This window comes from Actinomadura sp. NTSP31, from assembly GCF_041951385.1.
GTDB lineage: Bacteria > Actinomycetota > Actinomycetes > Streptosporangiales > Streptosporangiaceae > Spirillospora > Spirillospora napierensis.
Window position 1 is genome coordinate 1 of sequence record NZ_JBGNUT010000015.1, and the last position, 23,087, is coordinate 23,087.

Sequence of the window (23,087 nt, forward strand, 5' to 3'; positions counted from 1 at the left end):
GCCGTCGGGCAGGCCCGCTCCGCTCGCTGCACTCGCTCCGCGTGCCTGCCCGTGATGGTGGCTGGGCCTCAAACTTTCCGGCTGGGCCTACGACTTCCCGGCTGGGCTTCGAACTTCGCGGCTGGACCTCTGGCTTCCCGGCTGGCTTTTGAGCTTCTCGGCCGGGGTTCGGGCTCCCGCTACGGGGCTTCTGGCCACCCCGGGGCGGGGGTCGCGTAGCCTCGCGCGGGAGAATCCCGTCCGAGGGGACGATGATGCCCGAGCGTTGGGGGGCTTTCGTGGACGCCACGCCGTGGACCGCACCGCAGTGGGACGACCCGGCGCTGACGCGGCTCGCCCGGCAGTTGCGCGACGCGCACCGGGCCGTGGCGCCGCTGCCGCCGCAGACCCGCCGGCGGCTGATCCGCCACCTCCTGGCGATCACCGATCTGGCCAAAAGGGACTCCGACCTCGCCGCCCGCAGGCTGGAGGCGTTCCTGGCCGATTTCCACGAGGCGCCCGACGTCCGTTAGCGTGCGCAGTGGCCGGATCCGGTCCGGTCACCCGGCGAGACGGGGGCGAGGCCGACAAAAACGCCAGCGACACGGCAACTTCTGCGTGCAGGTGATTGTGTCCATGCTGAGGGTCCCTTAGTTTCGTTCGGGCAAGGGGGGAACTAGAGGAGTAACCCATGAACAAGCGTGAGCTGGTCGACGCCATCTCAGACCGGCTGGGCAGCAAGAAGGCCGCAGCCGAGGCCGTCGACGCGATCCTGGAGGCGATCCAGTCCGCGGTCGCCAAGGGCGACAAGGTGGCGATCACCGGGTTCGGTTCGTTCGAGAAGGCCGACCGGCCTGCCCGTACGGCCCGCAACCCCGCAACGGGCAAGACCATCGAGGTTCCCGCGACGTCCGTGCCGAAGTTCAAGGCCGGCGCGGACTTCAAGAACCTGGTGGCCGGCAAGAAGTAGCCTGCCGCGACAGCGCCCGGGACCGTTTTTCGCAACGGTCCCGGGCGCTGCCGCTTTTCACGCCTCCCGGGCCGGCAGCGGGAACGTCGACAGCGTCACCACCGAGACCCGGCCGCCGTCCAGCGCCAGGTTCACCCGCTGCCCGAAGCGCAGCAGCCGCAGGCCGCCCGCCGCGAACGCCTCGGCGTCGAACGGCAGCTCCGTCCCGTCGTCCAGCAGCACGCTGCCGGTCCGCGCGGCCGCGTCGAAGTCCTTCACCGTCCCCTGCATGCCCGGAACACTATCCCCGGCCGTGCCCGGCGGACGGCGCGAAGTCGGGGAGCAGGGCGGCGACGGCCGCGGTGCGGGGGCCGGTGCCGAGCGCCAGGGCGGCGCGCAGGTCGTCGGGGGTGTCGACGTCGCGGCGCACGCTGTCGGTGCCGGGCAGCAGCAGTTCGCGGGCGCCGCGCGCGCGGTGGGCGGCGCGGGAGTCGCCGCCGAACGCGGGGGAGAAGGGGACGCCGGGACGCGCCGTGTAGAGGGTGGTGCCGATTCCCGCCGCGTCCGGGACGAACGCCTCCGGCGCCCGCGCGGCGGCGTCGAGGACGCGCGCGAGCTCGTCCGGCCGCAGCGCGGGCAGGTCGGCGGACAGCGCGCCGACCCCCGTGTGCGGGAACCACTCGCGGCCGCGGCCCGCGCCGTGCACCAGGGCCGGGTTCAGCCCGGCGTCCGGCTCGTCCGGGACGATCCGCGCGCCGAGCGCGGCCAGTTCCGCGGCGGGGAGGGGATCGTCGGTGACCACTATCACATCGCGGACGCGGGCGCAGCGCAGCGCCGCCGCGACGGTGTCGGCGGCGACCGCCAGGGCCAGTGCCGCGCGGTGCGGCCCCGCCGCGGCGGACATGCGGGTCTTGGCCCTCGCCAGCACCTTGACCGGCACGACGAGCGACCACTCGGGATGAGGCGCGCTGGGCGCTGGGGTAGACATGGCAACTCGACACTATGCGCAGACAACCGCGACACTTGAGGACACCCCGCGTTCACGCCGGGTACCGATGGAGGAGGGACGGATCATGGGCCACGGGTACTCGCCTGGCTGGCGCAAGCTCACGATCGTCGTCCTGCGGCCCCTGCTGTTCGGGTTGCTGAGACGGGACTGGCGCGGCCGGGGCAACGTGCCCAGGACGGGCGGCGTGATCATCGCCGCCAACCACATCTCCGAGTCCGACCCGCTGGCCCTCGCCCACTTCGTCTACGAGGCCGGCCGCTACCCCGTCTACCTGGCCAAGGCCGCGCTGTTCAGCACGCCGATCGTCGGGGCCGCGATGCGCGGCACCGGCCAGATCCCGGTGTACCGCGACAGCGCCGACGCCGCGCTCGCGCTCAGGGACGCCGAGAAGGCGCTGGTGGACGGCGAGTGCCTGATGTTCTACCCGGAGGGCAGCTGCACCCGCGACCCCGAGCTGTGGCCGATGACCGGCCAGACGGGCGTGGCGCGGATGGCGCTGCAGACGGGCGCGAAGGTCGTCCCGGTCGCGACGTGGGGCGCGCACGAGCTGCTGCCGTACAAGAAGGCCGAGCAGCGCGGCCTCGCCGGGAGCCTGAAGAAGGGCTTCCACCCGTTCCCGCGCAAGACGATGAAGGTGATCGCGGGCCCGCCGATCGACCTGTCGAAGTACGAGGGGCGCCCCCTCGACAAGGAGACGCTGCGCGCCGCCACCGACGACATCATGGACGTGATCAGCGAGCTGGTCGGCGAGCTGCGCGGCGAGCGGCCGCCCGCCGAGCGCTACGACCACCACAAGGTGCTGGAGGAGCGGCGCCGCGCCGCCGGGGGCGGCGAGGCCGCGAAGGCCGCCGGGGTGCCAGGCCAGGCCGGGCCGGCGGACCGCGGCGACGTCGCCGCCCCGGACGCCGCCGTCTCCGACGCGGCCGCGGCGCGGGCGGAGCCGCCGGCGGCCGCCGCGGGCGGTGACCCCACCGGGAAGTCCGGCTCCACCGAGACCACGAAAGCGGGTGACTCGTGACCTACCGCACCGCGGTGATGGGCGCCGGGTCCTGGGGGACCACGTTCGCCAAGCTGCTGCACGACGCGGGCGGGGAGGTCACCCTGTGGGCGCGCCGTCCCGGGCTCGTCGAGGCGATCAACGAGCGGCACGAGAACACCGACTACCTGCCCGGCGCCCCGCTGCCCGAGCCGATCCGGGCGACCCTCGACCCGGCCGAGGCGCTGGACGGCGCCGACTTCGTGGCGCTGGCCGTCCCGGCGCAGACGCTCCGCGACAACCTGTCCGCGTGGGTGCCGCTGCTGCCGCCCGGCGCCGTCCTGGTCAGCCTGATGAAGGGCGTGGAGCTCGGCACCACCCGGCGGATGTCGGAGGTGATCCGCGAGGTCGCCGACGTCCCGGAGGAGCGGGTCGCGGTGTTCAGCGGGCCGAACCTGGCGCGCGAGATCGTGATGGGCGAGCCGAGCGCCGCCGTCGCCGCGTGCGTGGACGAGGGGGCCGCGCGGCAGCTGCAGGCCGCGACCATGACCCCCTACTTCCGCGTCTACACCTCCACCGACGTGATCGGCGTCGAGCTCGGCGGGGCGATCAAGAACGTCGTCGCGCTGTGCGTCGGGATGTCGGTCGGCCTCGGCTTCGGGTCCAACACCCAGGCGGTGCTGATGACCCGCGGGCTCGCCGAGACCGCCCGGCTCGGGATGGCGCTCGGCGCCGACGAGCACACGTTCGCCGGCCTCGCCGGGATGGGCGACCTCACCGCCTCCTGCGTGTCGCCGCTGGCCCGCAACCGGACGTTCGGCGAGAACCTCGGCCGCGGGATGACCCTCGAGCAGGTCATCGCCGTCACCAAGCAGACCGCCGAGGGCGTGAAGTCCTCGGAGGCGGTGCTGGAGCTGGCCCGCAAGCACAGCGTCGAGATGCCGATCACCGAGGCGGTCGTCTCGGTGCTGTACCACGGCACCCCGATCAAGGAGGCGGCGATCTCGCTGATCTCCCGCTCGCCGAAGCCGGAACGGTACGGGGTATGACGTCCCCGCCGGTGGGCGGGGACGGCCGGGGCGCGCCCGGATCGTTCGTGGCCGCGCCGTAGTGATCACCGATAGGGTCGGGAATCATGTCCGAGGTTTCTAAGACGCGCGTGGCCGTGGTGTTCGGCGGGCGCAGCTCCGAGCACGCGATCTCCTGCGTCACCGCGGGCGCCGTGATGGCGGCGATCGACCGGGACCGCTACGAGGTGCTGCCGATCGGCATCGCCCGCGACGGCCGCTGGGTGCTCGCCCCGGCGGACCAGCGGCTCGCGATCGAGGACGGCCGGCTGCCCGAGGTGTCCGGCGGCGGCAGCGCGCTCGCGCTGCCGTTCGACCCCGACAGCCGCGGGCTGATCGTCGTCGAGCCCGGGACGGTCCCCGCCACGCTCGGCGAGGTCGACGTCGTCCTGCCGCTGCTGCACGGCCCGTACGGCGAGGACGGCACCATCCAGGGGCTGCTGGACCTCGCCGGCGTCCGCTACGTCGGCGCCGGGGTGCTGGCCAGCGCGGTCGGCATGGACAAGGGGTTCATGAAGCTGGTCTGGCAGGCGCGCGGGCTGCCCGTCGGCCCGTACGTGCTGATCGGCGACCGGGAGTGGCGGCGCGAGCGCAAGCGCAAGCTCGACGAGGTCAAGGAGCAGCTGGGGCTCGCCGCCGGCCGCGCGGTGTTCGTCAAGCCGGCCCGCGCCGGGTCCAGCATGGGCATCACCCGGGTCGCCGACGAGGCGGACCTGGAGGCGGCGGTCGAGGCGGCCCGCGAGCACGACCCGAAGGTGATCGTGGAGGCGGCGATCGAGGGCCGCGAGATCGAGTGCGGCGTGCTGCAGGGCCTGGACGACGGCCCGCCCGAGGCGAGCCTGCCCGCCGAGGTGCTGACGGCGAGCGGCCACGACTTCTACGACTTCGAGACGAAGTACCTCGACGCCGGCACCCGGATGGTCATCCCGCCGGACCTGCCCGCCGAGGCGATCGAGGAGGTCCGGTCGGTCGCGGCGCAGGCGTTCGAGGCGCTGGACTGCGAGGGCCTCGCCCGGGTCGACTTCTTCCACACCCCCGACGGCCGCTGGATCCTCAACGAGATCAACACGATGCCGGGCTTCACCCCGGCGTCGGCGTTCCCGCAGATGTGGGCCGCGACCGGCCTGGACTACCCGTCCCTGGTGGACCGGCTGATCCAGACGGCGCTGCGCCGCCCCGTCGGCCTGCGCTGACGCGGCGCCGGGCGATGTCCCGCCGGTGGTGAAGGCGGGGTGACCTGACGTTCGCGGCGGTGAAATCGTGCCGAAACGGGGCCGGGACAGGATCGGGTCGTTCCCGGTCGCCGTTCTGGAAGGACGTCCCGCCTTGACGCTCTCACCTGCCGTGCCCCTCCTGCCCACCACGACCGGCAGGCCCGCGCGGCGCCCCGCCGCCGAGGGGCCGCGGCCGGTCCCCGGCCACAACCGGTGGCATCCCGCGATCCCCGGCGTCGCCGAAGTGATCACCGGCGGGTCGGTCCGGATGGAGTGCGCGGGCCGCGAGCCGGGCGCGGACGCGATGCTGTGCGGCCCCCTCGTGGTCGTCGGCGCCGAACCCGGCGACGTGATCGTGGTGGACGTCCTCGGTGTCGGCCGCGCGGACGGGCTGTACTGCGCGTCCGGTCATCCCGGCGTCATCGGATGCGCCCCGCCGGAGCGGTCCGTCCGCGCGGCGGCTCCGGACGGCGACGACGGCCCGGTGCTGCTCGGCGGCGTGCATCCGGCGATCCGCGCGCGGGTCGCCGCGGAGGCGGTGCGCAGCGAGGCGCGCGGCCGGGAGATCGGCGGCTGCGCCATCGCGCCGCTCACCGCCGGGTCGCGGATCCTGCTGCCCGTCCACGTGCGCGGCGCGAAGCTGTCGGTGGGCGACCTGCACTTCCCGGCGCGCGGCGCGCTCGACTGCGGGACGGCCGCGCTGCGCGGCTGGATCGACCTGCGCATCAACCTGACCCGGCGCGGCATCGAGCGGTTCCGGGTGGGCGGGCCGATGCTGATGCCCTCGCCGTCCCCGCGGATCGCCTAGCGGACGCCGGGGGCGGGGCCCATGGCCTGGAGGGCCAGGGCGGTCTCGTGTTCCAGGGCCGCGCGCTCGTCGCGTCCGGCCTGATCGAGGATGGAGGCGCGGACGGCCTGGAGCGCGGGTTCCGGCAGGGACGCCAGGCGCGCGGCCAGCGTGAGCGCGGCCGGGAGCGCCTGCCCGGCGGGGGTGAGCTCGCTGATCAGGCCGCAGTCGAGGGCCTCGCGGGCGGGGACGCGGCGCGCGGTGAGGGCGATGCCGAGGGCGCGGGCGGTGCCGATGAGGCGAGGTAGGCGGACCGTGGCGCCGTCGAGTGACGGGAGGCCGTGCTCGAGGTTGAGGAGTCCGAACTCCGCGGTCTCGGACGCGACGCGCAGGTCGCACCAGAGGGCCAGTTCGAACCCGCCGCCGAAGCAGTAGCCCTCGATCGCCGCGATCACCGGCTTGGCGGGCGGGGTGCGGGTCACCGCCATCGGCGGCGGGCCGTCGATGGTGGGGGCGGGGAAGTCGCCGGCGGCCATCGCCTTCAGGTCGTTGCCCGCGCAGAACGTCCCGCCGGCGCCGGTCAGGACGGCGACCCGCGCGTCCCCGGCCGCGAAGTCGCCGAAGGCGCGCGCCAGCCCGGCGGCGGCCGGGCCGTCGACCGCGTTGCGGCGGGCGGGCCGGTCGAGGGTGATGATCTGGACGGCGCCGTCGCGCTCGGTCCGCACGGTCATGGAGGTTCTCCCTGTCTGGATGGATCGATCGTCATACTAGATAGATCGATCTAGCGGCGACAAGGACTAGGGTGTGGGCCATGGCGCGCGACACCCGTACCCGGCTGCTGGAGGCGAGCGCTCAGCTGTTCCGCGAGCAGGGCTACGCCGGAACCGGGTTGAAGCAGATCACGGCGGCGGGGGAGGCCCCCTGGGGCTCGCTGTACCACTTCTTCCCGGGCGGGAAGGAGCAGCTCGGCGCCGAGGCGGTCGCGCATTCGGGCGGTCGGTACCTGAAGCTGTTCGACATCGTCTTCGACGGGGCGGACGGCGACCTCGCCCGGTCGGTGCGCGACTTCTTCCAGCTGAGCGTCGAGGCGCTGGAGCGGTCGGGCTGGGCGGACGGGTGCCCCATCGCCACCGTGGCGCTGGAGACCGCGAGCACCAGCGAGCCGTTGCGGCACGCGTGCGCCGAGGTGTTCGCGGCGTGGCAGGAGGCGGTCGCGCGGCGGCTGCGGGCGGCCGGCGTGCCGGACGGCCGGGCCGCCGACCTCGCGACCTACGTGCTCAGCGCCTTCGAGGGCGCGCTGGTCCTCGGCCGGACGGCGCACGACGCGCGGCCGCTGGAGGTGACCGGCGGCATCGTCGCCGAGACCGTCCGGGCCGCCCTTCCCTGACCGGGACGGGGTGACGCTCCTCACCGGTGCGTGCCATTGTTGGGCGCCGGAGCCGCCGGTAGTTTACTGGACAGTCCGTCAATAGTCCGTGGCGCGCGGGAGGGAAGCCCATGTCGGTTCAGCGTCCGCCGGTGCGGCCCCCGGAGCCGGAGAACATCGTCCTGCGGGCGCGGGACGTCCGGTTCGACTGGTCGGACGTCCCGCTGCACTGGATCCCCCGCGACCCGGTGGCGACGCACCTCATCAACGTCCTGCACATGCTGCTGCCGGCCGGTGAGGAATGGTTCGTCAAGGTCTTCAAGGAGGCCGTCCCGTACATCAGGGACGACCGGCTCCGCGAGGACGTGCTCGGCTTCATCGGCCAGGAGGCCATGCACGCGGCCTCCCACGACGCCGTCCTCGACCACTTCGTCGAGCAGGGCCTCGACGTGCGGCCGTTCGTCCGGCAGGTCGAGTTCGTCTTCGAGGACCTGCTCGGCGACCGCGGCCTGGAGGGCGAGCGCCGGCGCGCGTGGCTGTTCGAGCGGATCGCGCTGATCGCCGCGATCGAGCACTTCACCGGCGTGCTCGGCGACTGGATCCTGAACGCGCGGGCGCTGGACGAGGCCGGCGCGCACCCGATGATGCTCGACCTGCTGCGCTGGCACGGCGCCGAGGAGGTCGAGCACCGGCACGTCGCGCACGAGCTGTTCATGCACCTCGACGGCTCCTACGGGGCCCGGCTCCGCGCGATGGGCGAGACGATCACCATGCTGGGCGCGCTGTGGCACCGCGGGCACCGCTTCCTGATGGCCCGCGACCCGCTCGTCAGGGGCCGGATCAAGGGCGGCATGCGGCATCTGCGCCGCACCGGCCCGGCGGGCCTCACCCCGGACGGCCGGATGGTCGGCGCGTCGGTCGTCCGCTACCTCAAGCGCTCCTACAGCCCGCTGAACGAGGGGTCCACGAGCCAGGCGCTGGCCTACCTCGCCTCCTCCCCGGCGGCGCGGGCGGCGCAGCGATGATCCCGCCCGACCTGCGGGGGCGCCGCGACCGCGACCCGTTCTGGGTGGCGGTGAACGCCGCGTTCAACGGCATCCAGCGCGTCCGGTCGCTGCGCGACCCGGTGCCGCCGCGCGTCCGCCCGGTCGACCGGACGATGCGGCTGACCGTCCTGGAGGTGCGCGAGGAGGCCGAGGACGTGGCGGCCATCCGACTCGGCGCCGCCGGCGGGCGGGCCCTGCCCGGCTGGCAGCCCGGCTGCCATCTGGACGTGCTGCTCCCGTCCGGGCGCCGCCGCCAGTACTCGCTGTGCGGGGACCCGGCCGACCGGCGCGCGTACCGCATCGCCGTCCGCCGCCTGCCCGGCGGGGGCGGCGGCTCCGTCGAGATGCACGGCCTGAGGGAGGGCGCGTCGCTCGCCGTCCAGGGGCCGCGGAACGCCTTCCCGTTCCTGGCGCACGACCGGTACCTGTTCCTCGCGGGCGGCATCGGCATCACACCGATCCTGCCGATGGTGACGGCCGCCGAACGGTTCGGCGCGGACTGGCGCCTCGTCTACACCGGCCGGACCCGCGCGTCCCTGCCCTTCCTCGACGAACTGCCCGCGGGACGCGTGACCGTCCGCACCGACGATGAGCACGGCGTTCCGTCCGCCGCCGACCTCCTCGGCGACGTGCCCGCCGGGACGGCCGTGTACTGCTGCGGTCCCGCCCCGATGATCGACGCCGTCCGCGGGGCCGTCGGCGGGGACGCGACGCTGCACTACGAGCGGTTCGCGCCGCCGCCGATCGTCGGCGGCAAGCCGTTCGAGGTGGAGCTGGGGCGCAGCGGCCGGGTCCTCGCGGTGCCCGCCGACCGGTCCGCCCTCGACGTGATCCGGGACGTGCTGCCGGATGTGGCCTACTCCTGCCGGCAGGGGTTCTGCGGCACCTGCCGGACCGGCGTGCGCGCCGGCGGCGTCGACGACCGCGCGCCGTCCGACCAGGGCGACGCCACCATGCTGACCTGCGTCTCGCGCGCCACCGGCGGCCGGATCACCCTCGATCTGTGATCCGGCGGCGGCCCCGGCCGCCGCCGGAATATGCCAGTCTTGGAGGACTGGTCCCGTCCCGAGGAGAACGCGCCGTGCCGCCTGCCGACCTGCCGGATCGCATCGGCCCCTACCGGGTGGTGGACCGGCTCGGCGAAGGCGGGATGGGCACGGTCTACGTCGGGCTGGACGGGACCGGCCGCAAGGTCGCGATCAAGGTGATCCGGCGCGAGTACGCCGCCGACCGGCAGTACCGGGCGCGGTTCCAGGCGGAGGTGGCGGCGGCGCAGCGCGTCCGCCCGTTCTGCACCGCGCCGGTGCTGGACGCCGACCCGGCCGCCGACCCGCCGTACCTGGTGACCGAGTTCGTGAACGGCCCCAGCCTGGACGCCGCCGTCGACAAGGACGGCCCGCTGCGCGGCGCCGACCTGGAGGCCGTCGCGGTCGGCATCGCCACCGCGCTGACCGCGATCCACGACGCCGGCGTCGTGCACCGCGACCTCAAGCCGGCGAACGTGCTGCTGTCCACCTTCGGCCCGCGCGTGATCGACTTCGGCATCGCCCGCTCGGTGGACGGGACGCGCCTCACCGCGACCGGCGGCATCGTCGGCACGCCCGCGTTCATGGCGCCCGAGCAGCTGGACGGGCGCGGGGCGGCCCCCGCGTCCGACGTGTTCGCCTGGGGCGCGACCGTGGCGTTCGCCGCGCGCGGCGGCCCCTGCTTCGGCGGCGACTCGCTCCCGGCGATCATCCACCGGATCATCAGCGGCGAACCCGACCTGAGCGGGCTGAACGGGGCGCTGCTGAGCGCCGTCGAGGCCGCGCTCGCCAAGGACCCGGCGCGCCGCCCGTCCGCCCAGGCGCTCCTGGACCGCCTGATCTCCGGCGGCGCCCCGCGGCCGGTCCCGTCCGCGCCGTCCGCCGCGGCCGCGGCGGCGCAGGTCGGCGCGCCACAGCGGGGCCCGCAGACCCCGCCGCCCGCGCGGCACACCGGCCTGTCGCAGACTCCGCCCCCACCGCACGCGCAGACCCCGCCTCCATCGCACGCGCCGACGCCGCCGCCCGGCCCCGCGCCGTCGCCCGCGCTGGCGGCGGGCGAGGCCGACGCACTCGTCGAGCGGCAGTACCGGCAGGCCGCGCAGGCGGGCGACCCGTCCGCGATGCGGAACCTCGCGGCGCTGCTGGGCATGCAGGGCCGCACGGCCGAGGCCGAGTCGTGGCAGAAGTACGCCGACGCGGTCGCCTCCCGGCCGGCGCCGTACGCGGGGCCCACGGCCCCCGGCGCGTTCGGCCCGCCGACGCAGCCGCCGCACGCCGCCGGCGCCCGGCCGGACCCGTACGCCAAGCCGTCCTACAACCACGCCTCGATCTACGCGCTGACGTGCGGGCTGGTCGGGCTGATCTCCTGCGGCCTGACCTCCATCCCGGCGATCGTCGCCGGGCACATCGCGTGGGCGCGGGTGCGCCGCTCCCGGCAGCGGGGCCTCGGCTTCGCGATCACCGGGATCACGCTCGGCTGGCTGATGGTCGCGTTCTGGCTGCTGGTCCTGCTCGGCTGGGCCCTGCCGGACGACACCTCCGGCGGCTGAGCACCGCCGCCGGCGGTAAATGCGTTGCGGACTCCGCGCGGCGGCTGGCACCGTGGAACACGTCAGCCCGTCCAGGACGGCGACACGAGACCTAGAGAGGAGGACCGGCCATGGCGATGGAGCAGCTACGACTTCGACTGCCTTCGGCGTCGCACGCCCGCCCCGGCCGGTATTCCCTCTCCTAGAGGCCCTTCCCGGAGACCTCGGCCGAGCCGCCGCGAGCGACGCCTCGCACAGACCTGCGGCTCTACCCCAACCGGCAGAGGGGCCATCCCCAGATGGTGGACGTTCCGGGTTCGAATCCCGGGAGCCGCACGCAGGCCTCCGTAGTCCAATGGCAGAGACAGCGGCATGAGGTGCCGTGTGCTGGGGGTTCGAATCCCTCCGGAGGTACGGCGCGGGCCATTCAGCCCGCCGCACGGGGCGGCGCCGACGCGGGAGAGTCGGGCCTGTCTGTAAAACAGGTGCATTGTCTGAGCGGGTTCGAATCCCGCCCGCCCCACCGTGATTTCCCCCTCCTTCGACGTCTACGTGGTCGGGTTCCACTGCGCGAAGGACGAGCCGGACGCGCAGATGGAGGCGCACCACTACTGCAAGGTCGTCAACGACGACATGTTGCAGTGCGTGCTGTTCGACGGCAACACGCGCGACGCCCATCCCCGGCGTCACCGACGTCGACGGCCGGGCCTCCGGATAGCCCTGGCGACCCGCCGGGTCAGCGCTGGCGTTCGTGGATGTAGAGCTCCTTGCGGCCGGCGGGCCCGACGGAGCGGTGGTCCGGGATCGGCAGCTCGTAGCGGACCTTCCGCAGGTGGTCGCCGTACTGCCGGTCGGCGTTGTAGACGGACCGGAACTTCCAGATCGACCGGGCGAAGTTCGTCTGCCCGCGCCACAGGTGGCGGCCCATGATGCCGAGCGTCTGGGCCGCCGCGGCGACGCCGAGATGCTTGCGGTTCATCACCGACTGGGTCTTCACCAGCTCGCGGTAGAACTCGTGGAGCGGCAGGTTCGTCGGCACGACGGCGTGCTGGATGTCGAAGAGCCGGTAGTCGCGCGTCGTCAGCTTGCGCGACTCGGTGTGCCAGATCTCCGTGCCGGGATAGGGCGTCATCACGGTGAGGTTGACGATCTCGGGCACCGACAGCGCCCACTCGCGGACGAGCTGGAACTGCCGGGTGTCCCAGGTCGGGTCCACGATCAGGTTGACGGCGACGGTGAGGCCCATCTTCCGCGCGAGCTCCAGGGCCTTGATGTTGGTGTCGGGGCTGGTCCGCTTGCGGTAGCGGTCGAGGCCCTCCTCGTCGAGCGCCTCCATGCCGAGGAACATGTAGTTCAGGCCGAGCCGCCGCCAGCGCTCGAAGACCTCGGGGTGGCGCAGCAGCACGTCCGCGCGGGTCTCCAGGTAGTACTCCTTGCGGATGCCGCGCCGCTCCACCTCGGCGGCGATCGCGTCGCCGTGCTCCGGCTTGATGAACGCGACGTCGTCGACGATGAACAGGCCGGGCTCGCGGACCGAGGCGATCTCCTCCGCGGCGGCCTGCGCCGACACCTTCCGGTAGGTGCGGCCGTAGAACGTCCAGGCGCTGCAGAACGAGCAGTCCCACGGGCAGCCGCGGGTGAACTCGATGGACGCGGCCGGGTCCAGGACGCCGATGAAGTACTTGTGGCGGCGCCGGGTGAGGTCGCGCGCGGGCCGGGGCGCGTCCAGGCTGTCGAGCAGCAGCGGCACCTTCTTGCAGGTGCCGTCGGCGGTCACCGCGCCCGGCACCTCGCCGAGGCCGCCGTCGCGCGCGGCCTCCAGCAGCATCGGCGCGGCCACCTCGCCCTCACCGCGCAGCACCGCGTCCAGCGCCCCGTTCGACTGGTCGAGGACGTGCCCGGCGATGAACGACACGCTGTGCCCGCCCGCGAACACGAAGCAGCGCGGCAGCCGGCGCTTGACCTCCTTGGCGAGGTCGAGCACCTCCGGCACGTTGGCCAGGTAGTTCACCCCGAAGCCGACCGCCTCGGGCTCGAACTCGCGCAGTTCGCGGCGCAGGTCGTCGTGCGTGAAGACCTGCAGGTCCAGCAGCCGCACCTGGTGGCCCGCGGTGCGCAGCGCGGCGGCGACCCGTTCGACGCCGAGCGGCTCCAGCCGCAGGAAGATCTCCGAGTACATCAGGCCGCTGGGATGGACCAAGAGGGTGCGCATCGGTTCCTTTTCCGGCTCATCGGAAGTTCCCGCCGGTGCCGGGACGTCCGGCCCGCACAGCGGACTGTTACCCCTGACCACGGAGAGTTAACGAATTTGCCGGAGCGTCGTCGCTGATCTAATGTCCGGACACGTGTCCGGAGATCTGACGACCGAGCCCACCCGCCGCCGCCTCACGCCGCGGCAGGCCGACACGGTGCGGCGGCTCACCGACGCCGCCGTCGAGGAGGTCCGCGACACCGGCTACGAGGGGCTGACCGTCCGCAACGTGGCCCGCCGCGCGGGCGTCGCCCCGGCCACCGCCTACACCTACTTCGCGTCCAAGAACCACCTGATCACCGAGGTGTTCTGGCGGCGGCTCAGCGCGCTGCCGGACATCGAGGCCGGCGGCGCGGACGGCGGCGCGGACGGCTCCGACGCGGCGGCGGCGCGGGTCGTGCGGGTGCTGCGGGAGATCGTGCTGCTGGTCTCCGACGAGCCGGAGCTCGCGGCGGCGTGCACCACCTCGATGCTCGGCACCGACCCCGACGTCCGGGAACTGCGCGGCCGCATCGGCGCCGCGATCCGCGCCCGGCTGCGCGCGGCGCTGGGCGAGCACGCCGACCCGGCGGTCCTCGGCGCCCTGGAGATGGCCTACTCCGGCGCGCTCCTGCAGGCGGGCATGGGCTACACCTCCTACGCCCGCATCGCCGACCGGCTCGCCGAGGCGGCGCGGCTCATCCTGCCCGGCCCGCGCTAGATCTGGCCCTCGGGCTTGGCCGGGATCGTCGCCTTGATCGCGGGGGTCAGCTCGATCAGCACGTCCCCGGCCGGCCGGTACTTCGCCGGGACGGTCACCTCGACGTAGGCCTGCCGTCCGACCGCCGTCCAGGTCACCGGGCGGTCCACCGGCTGGCCGAACCAGCTGATCCCGTTGATGTCGACCAGCTGCGAGGTCTGCCGCAGCGCGGACGGGATCGGCACGCCGCAGCGCAGCGCGATCGCTGGCGACCCCCACGCGGCGGTCAGCTGCGAGTCCGGCCTGGTGTCGCGCAGCGACTGGCCGTGCACCTTCGCCGGAAGCCGCAGTCCCTCGCAGAGCCGCTGCGTCGCCGCGTCCGGGTGCGGCACCGGCACCTCCACGGCGCCGTCGCCGCACGCCGCGGGCAGCAGCGCGAGCGGGACGAGAAGGACCGGCGCGAAGCGGAACCTGAACCGGTCAGATGTGAACAATGGGGCACGTGAGGGTGCGCGTGATGCCCTCCACCGTCTGGATCTGCGCGACGACGAGCTTGCCCAGCTCGTCCACATTCCGCGCCTCCGCTCGGACGATCACGTCGTAGGGTCCCGTGACGTCCTCCGCCAGGGTCACGCCGGGAACGCCGGAGATGTGGCCCGCGACCTCGGCCGCCTTGCCCACTTCAGTCTGGATGAGGATGTAGGCCTGCACCAACACGTCCTCCCCGGGCGGAGAAATAGCCGTCGGACGGTCACCGTATCGTGTTACGCGCCGCCGCGGGGGTCCGGGGTGCGCACAGTGCGGGCCACGGTCACGGGCACGGTGCGCGAACGCGACCGGACGGGACCCGACGGGGCGGACGGGACAGGGTCGCGAAGCGGGAACGGCGGGAACGGGGCGGATGGGCACCATCGGGGAGCTGGGGGAGTTCGGGCTGATCGGCCTGCTGACGCGCGGGCTGCCGCGGGGAGCGGACGTCCGGCTCGGCCCCGGCGACGACGCCGCGGTGGTCGCCGCGCCGGACGGGCGCGTCGTCGCCACCACCGACCTGCTCGTGGAGGGGCGGCACTTCCGCCGCGACTGGTCCGGCCCCTACGACATCGGCCGCAAGGCCGCCGCGCAGAACCTCGCCGACGTCGTCGCGATGGGCGCCCGCCCGACCGCGCTGCTCGTCGGGTTCGCGGCGCCGCCGTCCACCGACGCCGACTGGGCCGTGCGGCTCTACGACGGGCTCGCCGACGAATGCCGCCGCGCGGGCGCGTCCGTCGCGGGCGGCGACGTGGTCGGCGCGCCCGCGATCACCCTCGCCGTCACCGCGCTCGGCGACCTGGGCGGCGGGCGCCCGCTCACCAGGTCCGGCGCGCGCCCCGGCGACGTCGTCGCCGTGCGGGGCAGGCTCGGGTACGCCTCGGCCGGGTGGGCGCTCCTCGCGGAGGGACGCGACGGGCCGCCGGAGCTGCTCGGCGCGCACCGCCGCCCCGAGCCGCCCTACGAGGCGGGAGCGGAGGCGCGGGAGGCCGGCGCGACCGCGCTGCTCGACGTCAGCGACGGCCTCGTCCAGGACCTCGGGCACATCGCCGCCGCGAGCGGGGTGCGGATCGACGTCGACTCCGCGACACTGGTCGTCCCGGAGGTCCTCGGCCCGGACGGGCTGCGGCACGTGCTCACCGGCGGCGAGGACCACGGGTTCGCGGGGACCTTCCCGCCGGATTCGCCGCCGCCCCCGTCCTGGACGGTGATCGGATCCGTACGGGAGGGGGACGGGGTGCGCGTCGACGGGCGCGTTCCGGACGCCGCCGGATGGGACCATTTCCGGGGGTGAACACCCCATTGACGCAGAAGGTCCACCGGTGCGCTTTCCCTCATCCGGTAGGCATGTTTGGTACTGGTTTGGTATACATCCTGTGATCGAAGAGGAATGGGATGGGACGACACACCAAGCGCGAGCAGTCCGCTGACGAGCCCGTGCCGGACGATCCGGTGCCGGCGGGATCGTTCTACGGCGCTCCCTCCGCCCCGTCCTTCGAGGCCTTCTCCGGTCCCACCGACGACCAGGTGTTCTTCTCCGAACCCTTCCCGCCCGCCTCCCCGGCAGGGACCCCCGCCGGCCCGCCGCCCGCCGCGCAGCGCCAGCACGGCCCCCCGGAGCAGCACGGGTTCGAGCCCTATCCCGGTGACTATCCGGGCGGCCTCCCCGCCTCCGTCGCCGGCCCCGACGGCCGCACCTACGGCGAGGACCGCATCCAGGGCTACGCCGACGACCCCGCTCCCTTCCCCGCCGCCGCTCCCGCCCCCGGTCACCTGGACGACCGCGCCGCCGGCACCGCCGAAGACCGCGTGCCCGGCCCACCGCCTCCGCCGCTTCCGCCGCAGCCTCCGCCGCCTCCGGCCGCCGGCTCCGGCGACGACTCCGCCCAGCACTCCTCGGCCCGGACCCGGGTCGCCAGGCTGGTTTCCGCGCTGCCCGTCCCGATGCTGCCGATCGTCGCGCTCGTCATCGCCGTCGGCGTCGTCGCGTACGCGCTGAGCACCCAGCAGATCTCCCTCAACTTCGCGGGCGGCGCCCCCAAGGACCCGATCGACAACCCGCGCGACAGCCAGGTCTCCCAGCGCGGGCCCGGCAGCCGCGCCAGCCGCGCGAGCCGCCCCGACGGGCTCGTGATCGCCTTCCACGTGACGTCCCGCACCCGTACGGCGTTCCGGGCCACCGCCACCATCACCAACAAGGGCCAGAAGCCCGTCGGCAGCTGGGCGCTGGCCTTCGGGATCCCGGACGTGACGACCCGCGCGGTCAGCGGCGCGACCGTGGTGAAGACCGGGAAGCTCCTCTACGTCCGCGGCCGGACGGGGATCGCGCCGGGCCGCTCGGTGCAGTTCGTCTTCACCGCGGACGGCACGCCGCGGAAGCCGACCTACTGCCTCATGAACAAGCTGGCCTGCACCATCCTGTGACACCCGGGCCCGCGACGCCCGGCCGGCAGCGGCACCGCCCCGCAGATCGCCATAAAGTGGACGTCATGCAGCAGAACGCGTCCGCGCCCCGGCAGGCCCCGCCCCTCGTGCTCACCATCGCGGGCTCGGACTCCGGCGGCGGCGCCGGGATCCAGGCGGACCTGAAGACGATGCTCGCCCTCGGCGTGCACGGGATGAGCGTCATCGCCGCCGTCACCGCGCAGAACTCCCTCGGCGTCCAGGGCTACTGGGAACTGCCGGCGGAGGCCGTCCGGGCGCAGCTGGACTCCGTGCTGTCCGACATCGGCGTGCACGCGATCAAGACCGGGATGCTGGCGTCGACCGCGCTGGTCGAGACCGTCGCCGAGGCGCTGGCCGCCTCGGACGCGCCGTCCGTCGTGGACCCGGTCGGCGTCTCCAAGCACGGCGACCCGCTGCTGGCACCGGACGCCGTCGACGCGGTCCGCACGGCGCTGCTGCCCGCCGCCACCGTCGTCACCCCGAACCTGTACGAGGTCGAGCAGCTCACCGGCGTGAAGGTGGTGGACGAGGCGGGCCTGCGCGAGGCCGCCGAGGCGGTCAAGGCGCTCGGCCCGCACTGGGTGCTGATCAAGGGCGGCCACCTGCCGGGCGAGCCCGCCGACCTGCTGTTCGACGGGGAGCGGGAGCACCGCTTCACCGCGCCGAGGCACGACAACCGGCACACCCACGGCACCGGCTGCACCCTCGCGTCCGCGATCGCCTCGCAGCTGGCGCTCGGCGACGACGTCCCCACGGCGGTCGGCAAGGCGAAGGAGTACGTCACCGGCGCGATCGCCGCGGGGTTCCCGCTCGGCGCCGGGATCGGCCCGGTCGACCACGGCTGGCGGCAGCGCTGAGGCGGTCCCGGACATGCGAAAGTCGGCTCACCGGGCTGTCCCGATGAGCCGACTCGGCCCCGTGCTCAGACGGTCGGCTTGACGATCTTGCCGGCCTTGATGCAGGAGGTGCAGGCGTTGATCCGCTTGGTGCTGCCGTTCACGACGGCGCGCACGCGCTGGATGTTGGGGTTCCAGCGGCGCGGGGTGCGGCGGTGCGAGTGGGAGACGCGCATGCCGAAACCGGGTCCCTTGCCGCAGACGTCGCAGACGGAAGCCACGGGAAACTCCAAGTGGGTGTCGATGCTCTACCGGAGCGCCACCCGTCGCCGCCGCCGGCGGCCCGGGCACGATGTGCGCTCGCTGATGAGCGCCTCGGACGAGGCGCACGGATCAGACTAGCCGAACGGCCCACGACTAAGCGAATCGATGCTGTGGTCGGGCGTCTGGCGCCCGGGAGGGAGCGCACTGCAAGATAACGCGATGGTCCTTGATGCGGTGGCGGTGCGGCGGTGGTGCAGGCTCGCGGCGGACGCGCTCGGCGGCACCCGCGGGGAGATCGACGCCCTGAACGTGTTCCCCGTCCCCGACCGGGACACCGGGACGAACCTGCACCTGACGGTGCTCGCGGCGGCCGACGCCGCGGACGCCCTGCCCGCCGGCGCGGGCGCGGCGGAGACGTGGCGGGCGGTCTCCCAGGCCGCGCTGCTGGGCGCCCGGGGAAACTCCGGGGTGATCCTCAGCCAGGTGCTGCGTGGCATGGCCGAGGTCCTCGGAGCGGCGGCGCGGCCGGACGGCGAGGCTCTGGCGGAGGCGCTGAAGCATGCGTCCGCGGTGGCCAGGACGGCGGTCGAGCACCCGGTCGACGGCACGATCCTGAGTGTGCTGGACGAGGCGGCCTCCGCCGGGTCGGCGGCGTCCGGCGCGGGCCTCGCCGGGACGGCCCGCGCGGTGGCGGACGGGGCACGACGGGCGCTGCGCCGCACCACCGGCCAGCTCGACGTGCTGGCCCGCAGCGGGGTGGTGGACGCGGGCGCCGCCGGGATGTGCGTGGTCCTCGACGCGCTCGCCGCCGTGATCACCGACGAGTACCCGGAGCACTACGACGTCCCCGCCCGCACCGCCGGGACGGCGCCGCCGCCGGCCGAGGCCCCCGGCCCGCAGGGCCCCGGTTACGAGGTCATGTACCTGCTGGACGCGCCGGACGCGGCCGTCCACCGCCTGCGGGAGACCCTCGACGGCCTCGGCGACTCGCTCGTCGTGGTGGGCGGCGACGGCCTGTGGAACGTCCATGTGCACGTCGACGACGCGGGGGCGGCGATCGAGGCGGGCATGGCCGCCGGGCGCCCGCACCGCCTCCGCGTCACGTACCTGCACGCCGCCACCGGCGAGGGGCATCCGCCGCACACCGGCCGGGCGGTGATCGCGGTGACCGCCGCCGATGGGCTGGCCGCCCTGTTCGAGGAGGCCGGCGCCAGGGTCGTGCGGCGCGAGCCCGGCGGGGTGCCGCCGCTCGCGGTGCTGGCCGAGGCGATCCTGGCGGCCGGCGACGAGGTGGTGGTGCTGCCGAACGAGCCGGAGGTCCTCGCGCTGGCGGAGGCCGCGGCCGAGCGCGCCCGCGACGGCGGCGCCCGGATCGCGGTGGTGCCCGCCAAGGCGTCCGTGCAGGGGCTCGCGGCGCTCGCGGTCCACGACCCGCTGCGCCGCTTCGGCGACGACGTGATCGCGATGACGCGGGCCGCCGGCGCCACCCGGTTCGGGCACCTGGAGGTGGCCGCGCAGGAGGCGGTGACGAGCGTCGGCCTGTGCCGGCCCGGCGACGTCCTCGGCCTGATCGAGGGCGACGTCGCGACGATCGGCGGGGACGTCGCGCAGGTCGCCCGGCACGTCCTGGACCGGATGCTGTCCGGCGGCGGCGAGCTGGTCACGCTGGTCGCCGGGCGGTACGCGCCGTCCGGGCTGGCCGAGGCGCTGGAGGAGCACCTGCGCGGCGCCCATCCCGATGTGGAGGTCGGCGTCTACGACGGCGCGCAGCATCGCTACCCGCTGCTCATCGGAGTCGAGTGATGGGTGTCCGCGCCATGGGCTAGAAAGGTGTCCGTGGCGAATCTCGACGAGCCGTTGCGCAACGTCCTGGGCGACAAGACCGCCAAGGTGCTGGAGAAGGGCCTCGACCTGAGCACGGTCGGCGACCTCCTGCACCACTATCCGCGCCGCTACGCCACCCGCGGCGAGCTGACCCCGCTGAACGAGCTGCTGGACGGCGAGCACGTCACCGTCATGGCGGAGGTCGTCAAGGTGCAGGGGCGGACGCTGACCCGCAGCCCCGGCTACGTCCTGGAGATCACCGTCACCGACGGGACCGGCCAGCTGAAGCTGAGCTTCTTCGGCCGCAAGGGCTCCTACCGGCCGGAGAAGGACCTCTCGCCCGGCACCCGCGGCCTGTTCGCCGGCAAGATCAGCACGTACCGGCCGCGCAGCGGGAACGTCCAGCGCCAGCTCACCCACCCGCAGTACAAGGTCGTCGCGGAGCGGACCGCCGAGCAGGCCGCGCAGGAGTGGGCCGACGAGATCATCCCGATCTACCCGTCCACCAAGGGCCTGGACATCGAGACCATCGGCAAGTCGGTCGAGCTGGTCCTGGACCAGCTCGACCTTTCCGCCGACCCGATGCCCGGGACGCTGCTGCGCCGCCGCGACCTGATCGGCCTGCGCGCGGCGTACGAGGGCATCCACCGGCCGAAGAGCTGGGACGAGCTGGGCCGCGCCCGCGCCCGGCTGAAGTGGGACGAGGCGTTCGTCGTGCAGGTCGCGCTGGCGCAGCGCCGGCTGGCCGCCGCCGCGCTCCCGGCCAAGCCGCGCCCGCCGTCCTTCGGCGGCGTCCTCGCCGAGTTCGACGCCCGGCTGCCGTTCGAGCTGACGAAGGGCCAGCGCGAGGTGGGCGACGAGATCGCCGCCGACCTCGCCCTCGAACACCCCATGCACCGCCTCCTGCAGGGCGACGTCGGCGCCGGCAAGACCGTGATCGCGTTGCGGGCGATGCTGCAGGTGGTCGACGGCGGCGGGCAGGCGGCGCTGCTCGCGCCCACCGAGGTGCTCGCGCAGCAGCACTACCGGTCGATCACCGGGATGCTCGGCGACCTGGCGCAGGCGGGGCAGATCGGCGGCGCCGAGAACGCCACCCGGGTCGCGCTGCTCACCGGGTCGCAGGGGGCGAAGGCGCGCAAGGCGGCGCTGCTGGACGCGGCGTCCGGCGCGGCCGGGATCGTCGTCGGCACGCACGCGCTGCTGCAGGAGACCGTGCAGTTCGCCGATCTCGGCCTCGTGGTGGTGGACGAGCAGCACCGGTTCGGCGTCGAGCAGCGGGACGCGCTGCGCGAGAAGGTCGACGGCGGCCGTCCGCACGTGCTGGTGATGACGGCGACGCCGATCCCGCGGACGGTGGCGATGACGGTGTTCGGCGACCTGGAGACGTCGGTGCTGGGGCAGTTGCCCGCGGGCCGTTCGGAGATCCGGACGCACGTGGTGCCGCCGGAGCGGCCGAACTTCCTCGCGCGGACGTGGGAGCGCATCCGGGAGGAGGCCGCGCAAGGGCGGCAGATCTACATCGTCTGCCCGCGCATCGGGGAGAAGGAGGGCGACGAGGGCGACGCCGTCGCCGCCGACGAGGACGGCCGCCGGTCCCCGCTCGGCATCATGGAGCTGCTGCCGCAGCTGGAGGAGCTGCTGGCCGGGCTGCGGATCGGCGTCCTGCACGGCAAGCTCCACCCCGACGAGAAGGAAGCGGTGATGCGCCGCTTCACCGAGCGGGAGCTGGACGTCCTGCTCGCGACCACGGTGATCGAGGTCGGCGTGGACGTGCCGAACGCCACCGTGATGGTGATCATGGACGCGGACCGGTTCGGGGTGTCGCAGCTGCACCAGCTGCGCGGGCGGGTCGGGCGCGGCTCGCTGCACGGGCTGTGCCTGCTCGTGACCGACGCCGAGCCGGGGAGCAGGGCGCGCGAGCGGCTGGACGCGGTGGCCTCGACGACCGACGGGTTCGAGCTGTCCCGGCTCGACCTGGAGCAGCGGCGCGAGGGCGACGTGCTGGGGGCCGCGCAGGCGGGCCGCGCGTCCAGCCTCCGGCTGCTCACGCTGCAGCGCGACGAGGACGTCATCCGGGACGCCCGGGACGAGGCGACGTCGCTGGTCGAGGCCGACCCGGACCTGTCCGGCCACCCGGGCCTGGCGACCGTGCTGGCGTCGCTGCTGGACGAGGACCGCGCCGGCTTCCTGGAAAAGACGTAATTCCTACCTATTAAGTTGACTTTGGGGGCGTTCGCCGCCACCATGGACGTGTGACCCCCACCGTGGCCCTCATCGCCCGGCTGCACGTCGACCTCCGGCGCGTGGCCAGCGCCCTGTGTTCCCGTCGCTGATCCCGCCACGGGCCCGGCGCCCGCCAGGCCCGCTCAGGACCGACGGCTTCCAGGAGGCCACACCATGACGATCACCCGTCTCGACGACGTGGAGGAATCCCTCCGCGCCCCCGACCCCGCGACCCGCGCCGCCGCCGTCACCGCGCTCTCCGCGGCCGTCCGCGCCGGCGACGCGCCGCGCGGCGCCGGAGACACCCTCGCCTGGGCGCTCGCCGACGACGACGAGCAGGTCCGCGCCGCCGCCGCCGACGCGCTCCGCCGGCTCCCCGAGCTGTACATCGGCGAGGACGGCATCGGCGCGCTGCGGCTCGCCGCCGCCCGCGGCCGCGACCCGCTCGTCCGCGACACCGCCGCCGAACTGCTCGCGATCCTCGCCCGGGGCGCCGGCGAGCTGTACGCGCAGGGCCTGCAGGACGACGAGCCGCAGGTCCGCATCCAGGCCGTGCTCGGGCTCGCCGCGCTGGGCGCCGTGCCGGAGGTCGCCGACGCCGCCGACGACCCGTCCCGCGAGGTGCGGGTCGCCGTCGCCGAAGGGCTCGCCCGGCTCGCCGGCCCGGCTGCCCTGACCGCGCTGGAGCACCTGCTCGGCGACCACGACCCGGTCGTCCGCATGGCCGCCCTCGACGCCGCGGCCGAGCTGGGCGTCCCCGAGCAGCTGGAGTCCCGCGTGGCGGCGTCCACCGCCCACGCCGGCTGGCAGGTGCGCCGCCGCGCCGTGCGCGCGCTCGGCAAGGCGCGGGCCGACGCCGCGATCCAGCCGCTCGTCCTGGCCCTCGGCGACCGCGTCGTCGACGTGCGCCGCGCCGCCGTCCGGGCCCTGGAGCAGTGGGCGGCCGACCGTCCCGAGGTCCTCACGGCCCTGACCGAATCGCTCACCGACCCGGACCCGGGTGTGCGCACCCAGGTCCGCTGGGCGCTCGCGTAGGCGTACGCGAGCGTGCGGGCGGACCGCCGGCGTGGCACGGCGCCGGCGGCCCGCC

Annotated in this window: 25 protein-coding genes, 3 tRNA genes and 1 pseudogene; 22 read left to right on the forward strand and 7 right to left on the reverse strand. The window is 74.4% G+C overall.

Annotated features, from left to right (window positions below; genetic code table 11):
* Positions 1-278: 278 nt before the first annotated feature.
* Both ACA514_RS24710 and ACA514_RS24715 read left to right on the forward strand, forming a co-directional pair.
* The gene (locus ACA514_RS24710) at positions 279-512 is read left to right on the forward strand and encodes a hypothetical protein (RefSeq protein ID WP_375043604.1); all 234 of its coding nucleotides are present in this window, start codon (positions 279-281) and stop codon (positions 510-512) included.
* Between the two features lie 158 nt (positions 513-670).
* Positions 671-949 (forward strand): HU family DNA-binding protein, encoded by a 279-nt coding sequence (locus ACA514_RS24715; RefSeq protein WP_151542535.1) that lies wholly within the window; start codon positions 671-673, stop codon positions 947-949.
* Positions 950-1,006: 57 nt separating this feature from the next.
* On the opposite strand, the gene ACA514_RS24720 is transcribed toward ACA514_RS24715, so the two are convergent.
* Both ACA514_RS24720 and cofC read right to left on the reverse strand, forming a co-directional pair.
* Complete coding sequence (locus ACA514_RS24720; RefSeq protein WP_344285345.1) at positions 1,007-1,219, reverse strand: hypothetical protein; 213 nt, start codon at positions 1,217-1,219, stop codon at positions 1,007-1,009.
* A 10-nt stretch (positions 1,220-1,229) separates the two neighbouring features.
* Positions 1,230-1,916 (reverse strand): 2-phospho-L-lactate guanylyltransferase, encoded by a 687-nt coding sequence (cofC, locus tag ACA514_RS24725; protein WP_375043605.1) that lies wholly within the window; start codon positions 1,914-1,916, stop codon positions 1,230-1,232.
* Between the two features lie 85 nt (positions 1,917-2,001).
* On the opposite strand from cofC, the gene ACA514_RS24730 reads away from it, so the two are divergent.
* The 4 genes from ACA514_RS24730 to ACA514_RS24745 all read left to right on the forward strand — a co-directional run bounded on the left by ACA514_RS24730 (position 2,002) and on the right by ACA514_RS24745 (position 6,002).
* Positions 2,002-2,955: a lysophospholipid acyltransferase family protein gene (locus ACA514_RS24730; RefSeq protein WP_375043606.1), complete on the forward strand. Its 954-nt coding sequence runs from the start codon at positions 2,002-2,004 to the stop codon at positions 2,953-2,955.
* Positions 2,956-2,972: 17 nt separating this feature from the next.
* Entirely contained in the window at positions 2,973-3,962 is a 990-nt protein-coding gene (locus tag ACA514_RS24735; RefSeq protein WP_375043810.1) for an NAD(P)H-dependent glycerol-3-phosphate dehydrogenase, read from the forward strand.
* An 86-nt stretch (positions 3,963-4,048) separates the two neighbouring features.
* Positions 4,049-5,173 carry a D-alanine--D-alanine ligase family protein gene (locus tag ACA514_RS24740; RefSeq protein WP_375043607.1) on the forward strand — a complete coding sequence of 375 codons (1,125 nt, stop codon included), beginning with the start codon at positions 4,049-4,051 and terminating at the stop codon, positions 5,171-5,173.
* 133 nt (positions 5,174-5,306) lie between these two features.
* On the forward strand, positions 5,307-6,002 hold the full coding sequence (locus ACA514_RS24745) for an acetamidase/formamidase family protein (RefSeq protein ID WP_375043608.1): 696 nt from the start codon (positions 5,307-5,309) through the stop codon (positions 6,000-6,002).
* On the opposite strand, the gene ACA514_RS24750 is transcribed toward ACA514_RS24745, so the two are convergent.
* Complete coding sequence (locus tag ACA514_RS24750; RefSeq protein ID WP_375043609.1) at positions 5,999-6,712, reverse strand: enoyl-CoA hydratase-related protein; 714 nt, start codon at positions 6,710-6,712, stop codon at positions 5,999-6,001. The genes ACA514_RS24745 and ACA514_RS24750 overlap by 4 nt on opposite strands.
* Positions 6,713-6,792: 80 nt before the next feature.
* Between ACA514_RS24750 and ACA514_RS24755 the strand changes: the two genes are divergently transcribed.
* From ACA514_RS24755 to ACA514_RS24790, 8 genes and pseudogenes are all read left to right on the forward strand, one after another.
* On the forward strand, positions 6,793-7,368 hold the full coding sequence (locus ACA514_RS24755; protein WP_375043610.1) for a TetR/AcrR family transcriptional regulator: 576 nt from the start codon (positions 6,793-6,795) through the stop codon (positions 7,366-7,368).
* A 110-nt stretch (positions 7,369-7,478) separates the two neighbouring features.
* Positions 7,479-8,372, forward strand: a complete 894-nt coding sequence (locus ACA514_RS24760; protein WP_375043611.1) for a metal-dependent hydrolase — start codon at positions 7,479-7,481, stop codon at positions 8,370-8,372.
* Positions 8,369-9,400, forward strand: a complete 1,032-nt coding sequence (locus ACA514_RS24765; RefSeq protein WP_375043612.1) for a PDR/VanB family oxidoreductase — start codon at positions 8,369-8,371, stop codon at positions 9,398-9,400. The genes ACA514_RS24760 and ACA514_RS24765 overlap by 4 nt, the downstream gene beginning before the upstream one ends.
* 74 nt (positions 9,401-9,474) lie before the next feature.
* Positions 9,475-10,968, forward strand: a complete 1,494-nt coding sequence (locus ACA514_RS24770; protein WP_375043613.1) for a protein kinase — start codon at positions 9,475-9,477, stop codon at positions 10,966-10,968.
* A gap of 241 nt (positions 10,969-11,209) precedes the next feature.
* Positions 11,210-11,283 (forward strand) — tRNA-Leu (locus ACA514_RS24775).
* A 5-nt stretch (positions 11,284-11,288) separates the two neighbouring features.
* Positions 11,289-11,361 (forward strand) — tRNA-Leu (locus ACA514_RS24780).
* Positions 11,362-11,388: 27 nt separating this feature from the next.
* Positions 11,389-11,470 (forward strand) — tRNA-Tyr (locus ACA514_RS24785).
* Positions 11,471-11,499: 29 nt separating this feature from the next.
* A pseudogene (locus ACA514_RS24790) lies at positions 11,500-11,613 on the forward strand (DUF1264 domain-containing protein); the annotation flags it as partial.
* Positions 11,614-11,683: 70 nt separating this feature from the next.
* Here ACA514_RS24790 and hpnR read toward each other — a convergent pair.
* Entirely contained in the window at positions 11,684-13,159 is a 1,476-nt protein-coding gene (gene hpnR, locus ACA514_RS24795; protein ID WP_375043614.1) for a hopanoid C-3 methylase HpnR, read from the reverse strand.
* Between the two features lie 133 nt (positions 13,160-13,292).
* On the opposite strand from hpnR, the gene ACA514_RS24800 reads away from it, so the two are divergent.
* The gene (locus tag ACA514_RS24800; RefSeq protein WP_375043615.1) at positions 13,293-13,898 is read left to right on the forward strand and encodes a TetR/AcrR family transcriptional regulator; all 606 of its coding nucleotides are present in this window, start codon (positions 13,293-13,295) and stop codon (positions 13,896-13,898) included.
* Here ACA514_RS24800 and ACA514_RS24805 read toward each other — a convergent pair.
* Positions 13,895-14,371, reverse strand: coding sequence for a DUF3515 domain-containing protein (locus ACA514_RS24805; RefSeq protein WP_375043616.1), 477 nt, complete (start codon positions 14,369-14,371; stop codon positions 13,895-13,897). The genes ACA514_RS24800 and ACA514_RS24805 overlap by 4 nt on opposite strands.
* Positions 14,358-14,591, reverse strand: a complete 234-nt coding sequence (locus ACA514_RS24810; RefSeq protein WP_151542521.1) for an Lrp/AsnC family transcriptional regulator — start codon at positions 14,589-14,591, stop codon at positions 14,358-14,360. The genes ACA514_RS24805 and ACA514_RS24810 overlap by 14 nt, the downstream gene beginning before the upstream one ends.
* A gap of 187 nt (positions 14,592-14,778) precedes the next feature.
* Here ACA514_RS24810 and ACA514_RS24815 point away from each other — a divergent pair, with 187 nt between their 5' ends.
* The 3 genes from ACA514_RS24815 to thiD all read left to right on the forward strand — a co-directional run bounded on the left by ACA514_RS24815 (position 14,779) and on the right by thiD (position 17,707).
* Positions 14,779-15,699 carry a thiamine-phosphate kinase gene (locus tag ACA514_RS24815; RefSeq protein ID WP_375043617.1) on the forward strand — a complete coding sequence of 307 codons (921 nt, stop codon included), beginning with the start codon at positions 14,779-14,781 and terminating at the stop codon, positions 15,697-15,699.
* Positions 15,700-15,800: 101 nt separating this feature from the next.
* Positions 15,801-16,829, forward strand: a complete 1,029-nt coding sequence (locus ACA514_RS24820; RefSeq protein ID WP_375043618.1) for a cellulose binding domain-containing protein — start codon at positions 15,801-15,803, stop codon at positions 16,827-16,829.
* 65 nt (positions 16,830-16,894) lie between these two features.
* On the forward strand, positions 16,895-17,707 hold the full coding sequence (thiD, locus tag ACA514_RS24825; protein ID WP_375043619.1) for a bifunctional hydroxymethylpyrimidine kinase/phosphomethylpyrimidine kinase: 813 nt from the start codon (positions 16,895-16,897) through the stop codon (positions 17,705-17,707).
* A 65-nt stretch (positions 17,708-17,772) separates the two neighbouring features.
* On the opposite strand, the gene rpmB is transcribed toward thiD, so the two are convergent.
* Positions 17,773-17,967, reverse strand: a complete 195-nt coding sequence (rpmB, locus tag ACA514_RS24830; RefSeq protein ID WP_067632165.1) for a 50S ribosomal protein L28 — start codon at positions 17,965-17,967, stop codon at positions 17,773-17,775.
* 202 nt (positions 17,968-18,169) lie between these two features.
* Between rpmB and ACA514_RS24835 the strand changes: the two genes are divergently transcribed.
* The 4 genes from ACA514_RS24835 to ACA514_RS24850 all read left to right on the forward strand — a co-directional run bounded on the left by ACA514_RS24835 (position 18,170) and on the right by ACA514_RS24850 (position 23,032).
* Positions 18,170-19,753, forward strand: coding sequence for a DAK2 domain-containing protein (locus ACA514_RS24835; protein WP_375043620.1), 1,584 nt, complete (start codon positions 18,170-18,172; stop codon positions 19,751-19,753).
* 33 nt (positions 19,754-19,786) lie between these two features.
* On the forward strand, positions 19,787-21,976 hold the full coding sequence (gene recG / locus ACA514_RS24840) for an ATP-dependent DNA helicase RecG (protein WP_375043621.1): 2,190 nt from the start codon (positions 19,787-19,789) through the stop codon (positions 21,974-21,976).
* A gap of 62 nt (positions 21,977-22,038) precedes the next feature.
* On the forward strand, positions 22,039-22,107 hold the full coding sequence (locus ACA514_RS24845; RefSeq protein ID WP_353070652.1) for a putative leader peptide: 69 nt from the start codon (positions 22,039-22,041) through the stop codon (positions 22,105-22,107).
* A 64-nt stretch (positions 22,108-22,171) separates the two neighbouring features.
* Positions 22,172-23,032 (forward strand): HEAT repeat domain-containing protein, encoded by an 861-nt coding sequence (locus ACA514_RS24850; RefSeq protein WP_375043622.1) that lies wholly within the window; start codon positions 22,172-22,174, stop codon positions 23,030-23,032.
* Positions 23,033-23,087 lie beyond the last annotated feature (55 nt).

What these genes read in the sequence shown, in the direction of transcription:
- ACA514_RS24715 (WP_151542535.1), top strand. Translation starts at nt 671, where the DNA reads ATGAACAAGCGTGAGCTGGTCGACGCCATCTCAGACCGGCTGGGCAGC.
- ACA514_RS24720 (WP_344285345.1), bottom strand. Translation starts at nt 1,219, where the DNA reads ATGCAGGGGACGGTGAAGGACTTCGACGCGGCCGCGCGGACCGGCAGC.
- cofC (WP_375043605.1), bottom strand. Translation starts at nt 1,916, where the DNA reads ATGTCTACCCCAGCGCCCAGCGCGCCTCATCCCGAGTGGTCGCTCGTC.
- ACA514_RS24730 (WP_375043606.1), top strand. Translation starts at nt 2,002, where the DNA reads ATGGGCCACGGGTACTCGCCTGGCTGGCGCAAGCTCACGATCGTCGTC.
- ACA514_RS24735 (WP_375043810.1), top strand. Translation starts at nt 2,973, where the DNA reads ATGGGCGCCGGGTCCTGGGGGACCACGTTCGCCAAGCTGCTGCACGAC.
- ACA514_RS24740 (WP_375043607.1), top strand. Translation starts at nt 4,049, where the DNA reads ATGTCCGAGGTTTCTAAGACGCGCGTGGCCGTGGTGTTCGGCGGGCGC.
- ACA514_RS24750 (WP_375043609.1), bottom strand. Translation starts at nt 6,712, where the DNA reads ATGACCGTGCGGACCGAGCGCGACGGCGCCGTCCAGATCATCACCCTC.
- ACA514_RS24755 (WP_375043610.1), top strand. Translation starts at nt 6,793, where the DNA reads ATGGCGCGCGACACCCGTACCCGGCTGCTGGAGGCGAGCGCTCAGCTG.
- ACA514_RS24760 (WP_375043611.1), top strand. Translation starts at nt 7,479, where the DNA reads ATGTCGGTTCAGCGTCCGCCGGTGCGGCCCCCGGAGCCGGAGAACATC.
- ACA514_RS24765 (WP_375043612.1), top strand. Translation starts at nt 8,369, where the DNA reads ATGATCCCGCCCGACCTGCGGGGGCGCCGCGACCGCGACCCGTTCTGG.
- hpnR (WP_375043614.1), bottom strand. Translation starts at nt 13,159, where the DNA reads ATGCGCACCCTCTTGGTCCATCCCAGCGGCCTGATGTACTCGGAGATC.
- ACA514_RS24815 (WP_375043617.1), top strand. Translation starts at nt 14,779, where the DNA reads ATGGGCACCATCGGGGAGCTGGGGGAGTTCGGGCTGATCGGCCTGCTG.
- ACA514_RS24820 (WP_375043618.1), top strand. Translation starts at nt 15,801, where the DNA reads ATGGGACGACACACCAAGCGCGAGCAGTCCGCTGACGAGCCCGTGCCG.
- thiD (WP_375043619.1), top strand. Translation starts at nt 16,895, where the DNA reads ATGCAGCAGAACGCGTCCGCGCCCCGGCAGGCCCCGCCCCTCGTGCTC.
- ACA514_RS24835 (WP_375043620.1), top strand. Translation starts at nt 18,170, where the DNA reads ATGGTCCTTGATGCGGTGGCGGTGCGGCGGTGGTGCAGGCTCGCGGCG.
- ACA514_RS24850 (WP_375043622.1), top strand. Translation starts at nt 22,172, where the DNA reads ATGACGATCACCCGTCTCGACGACGTGGAGGAATCCCTCCGCGCCCCC.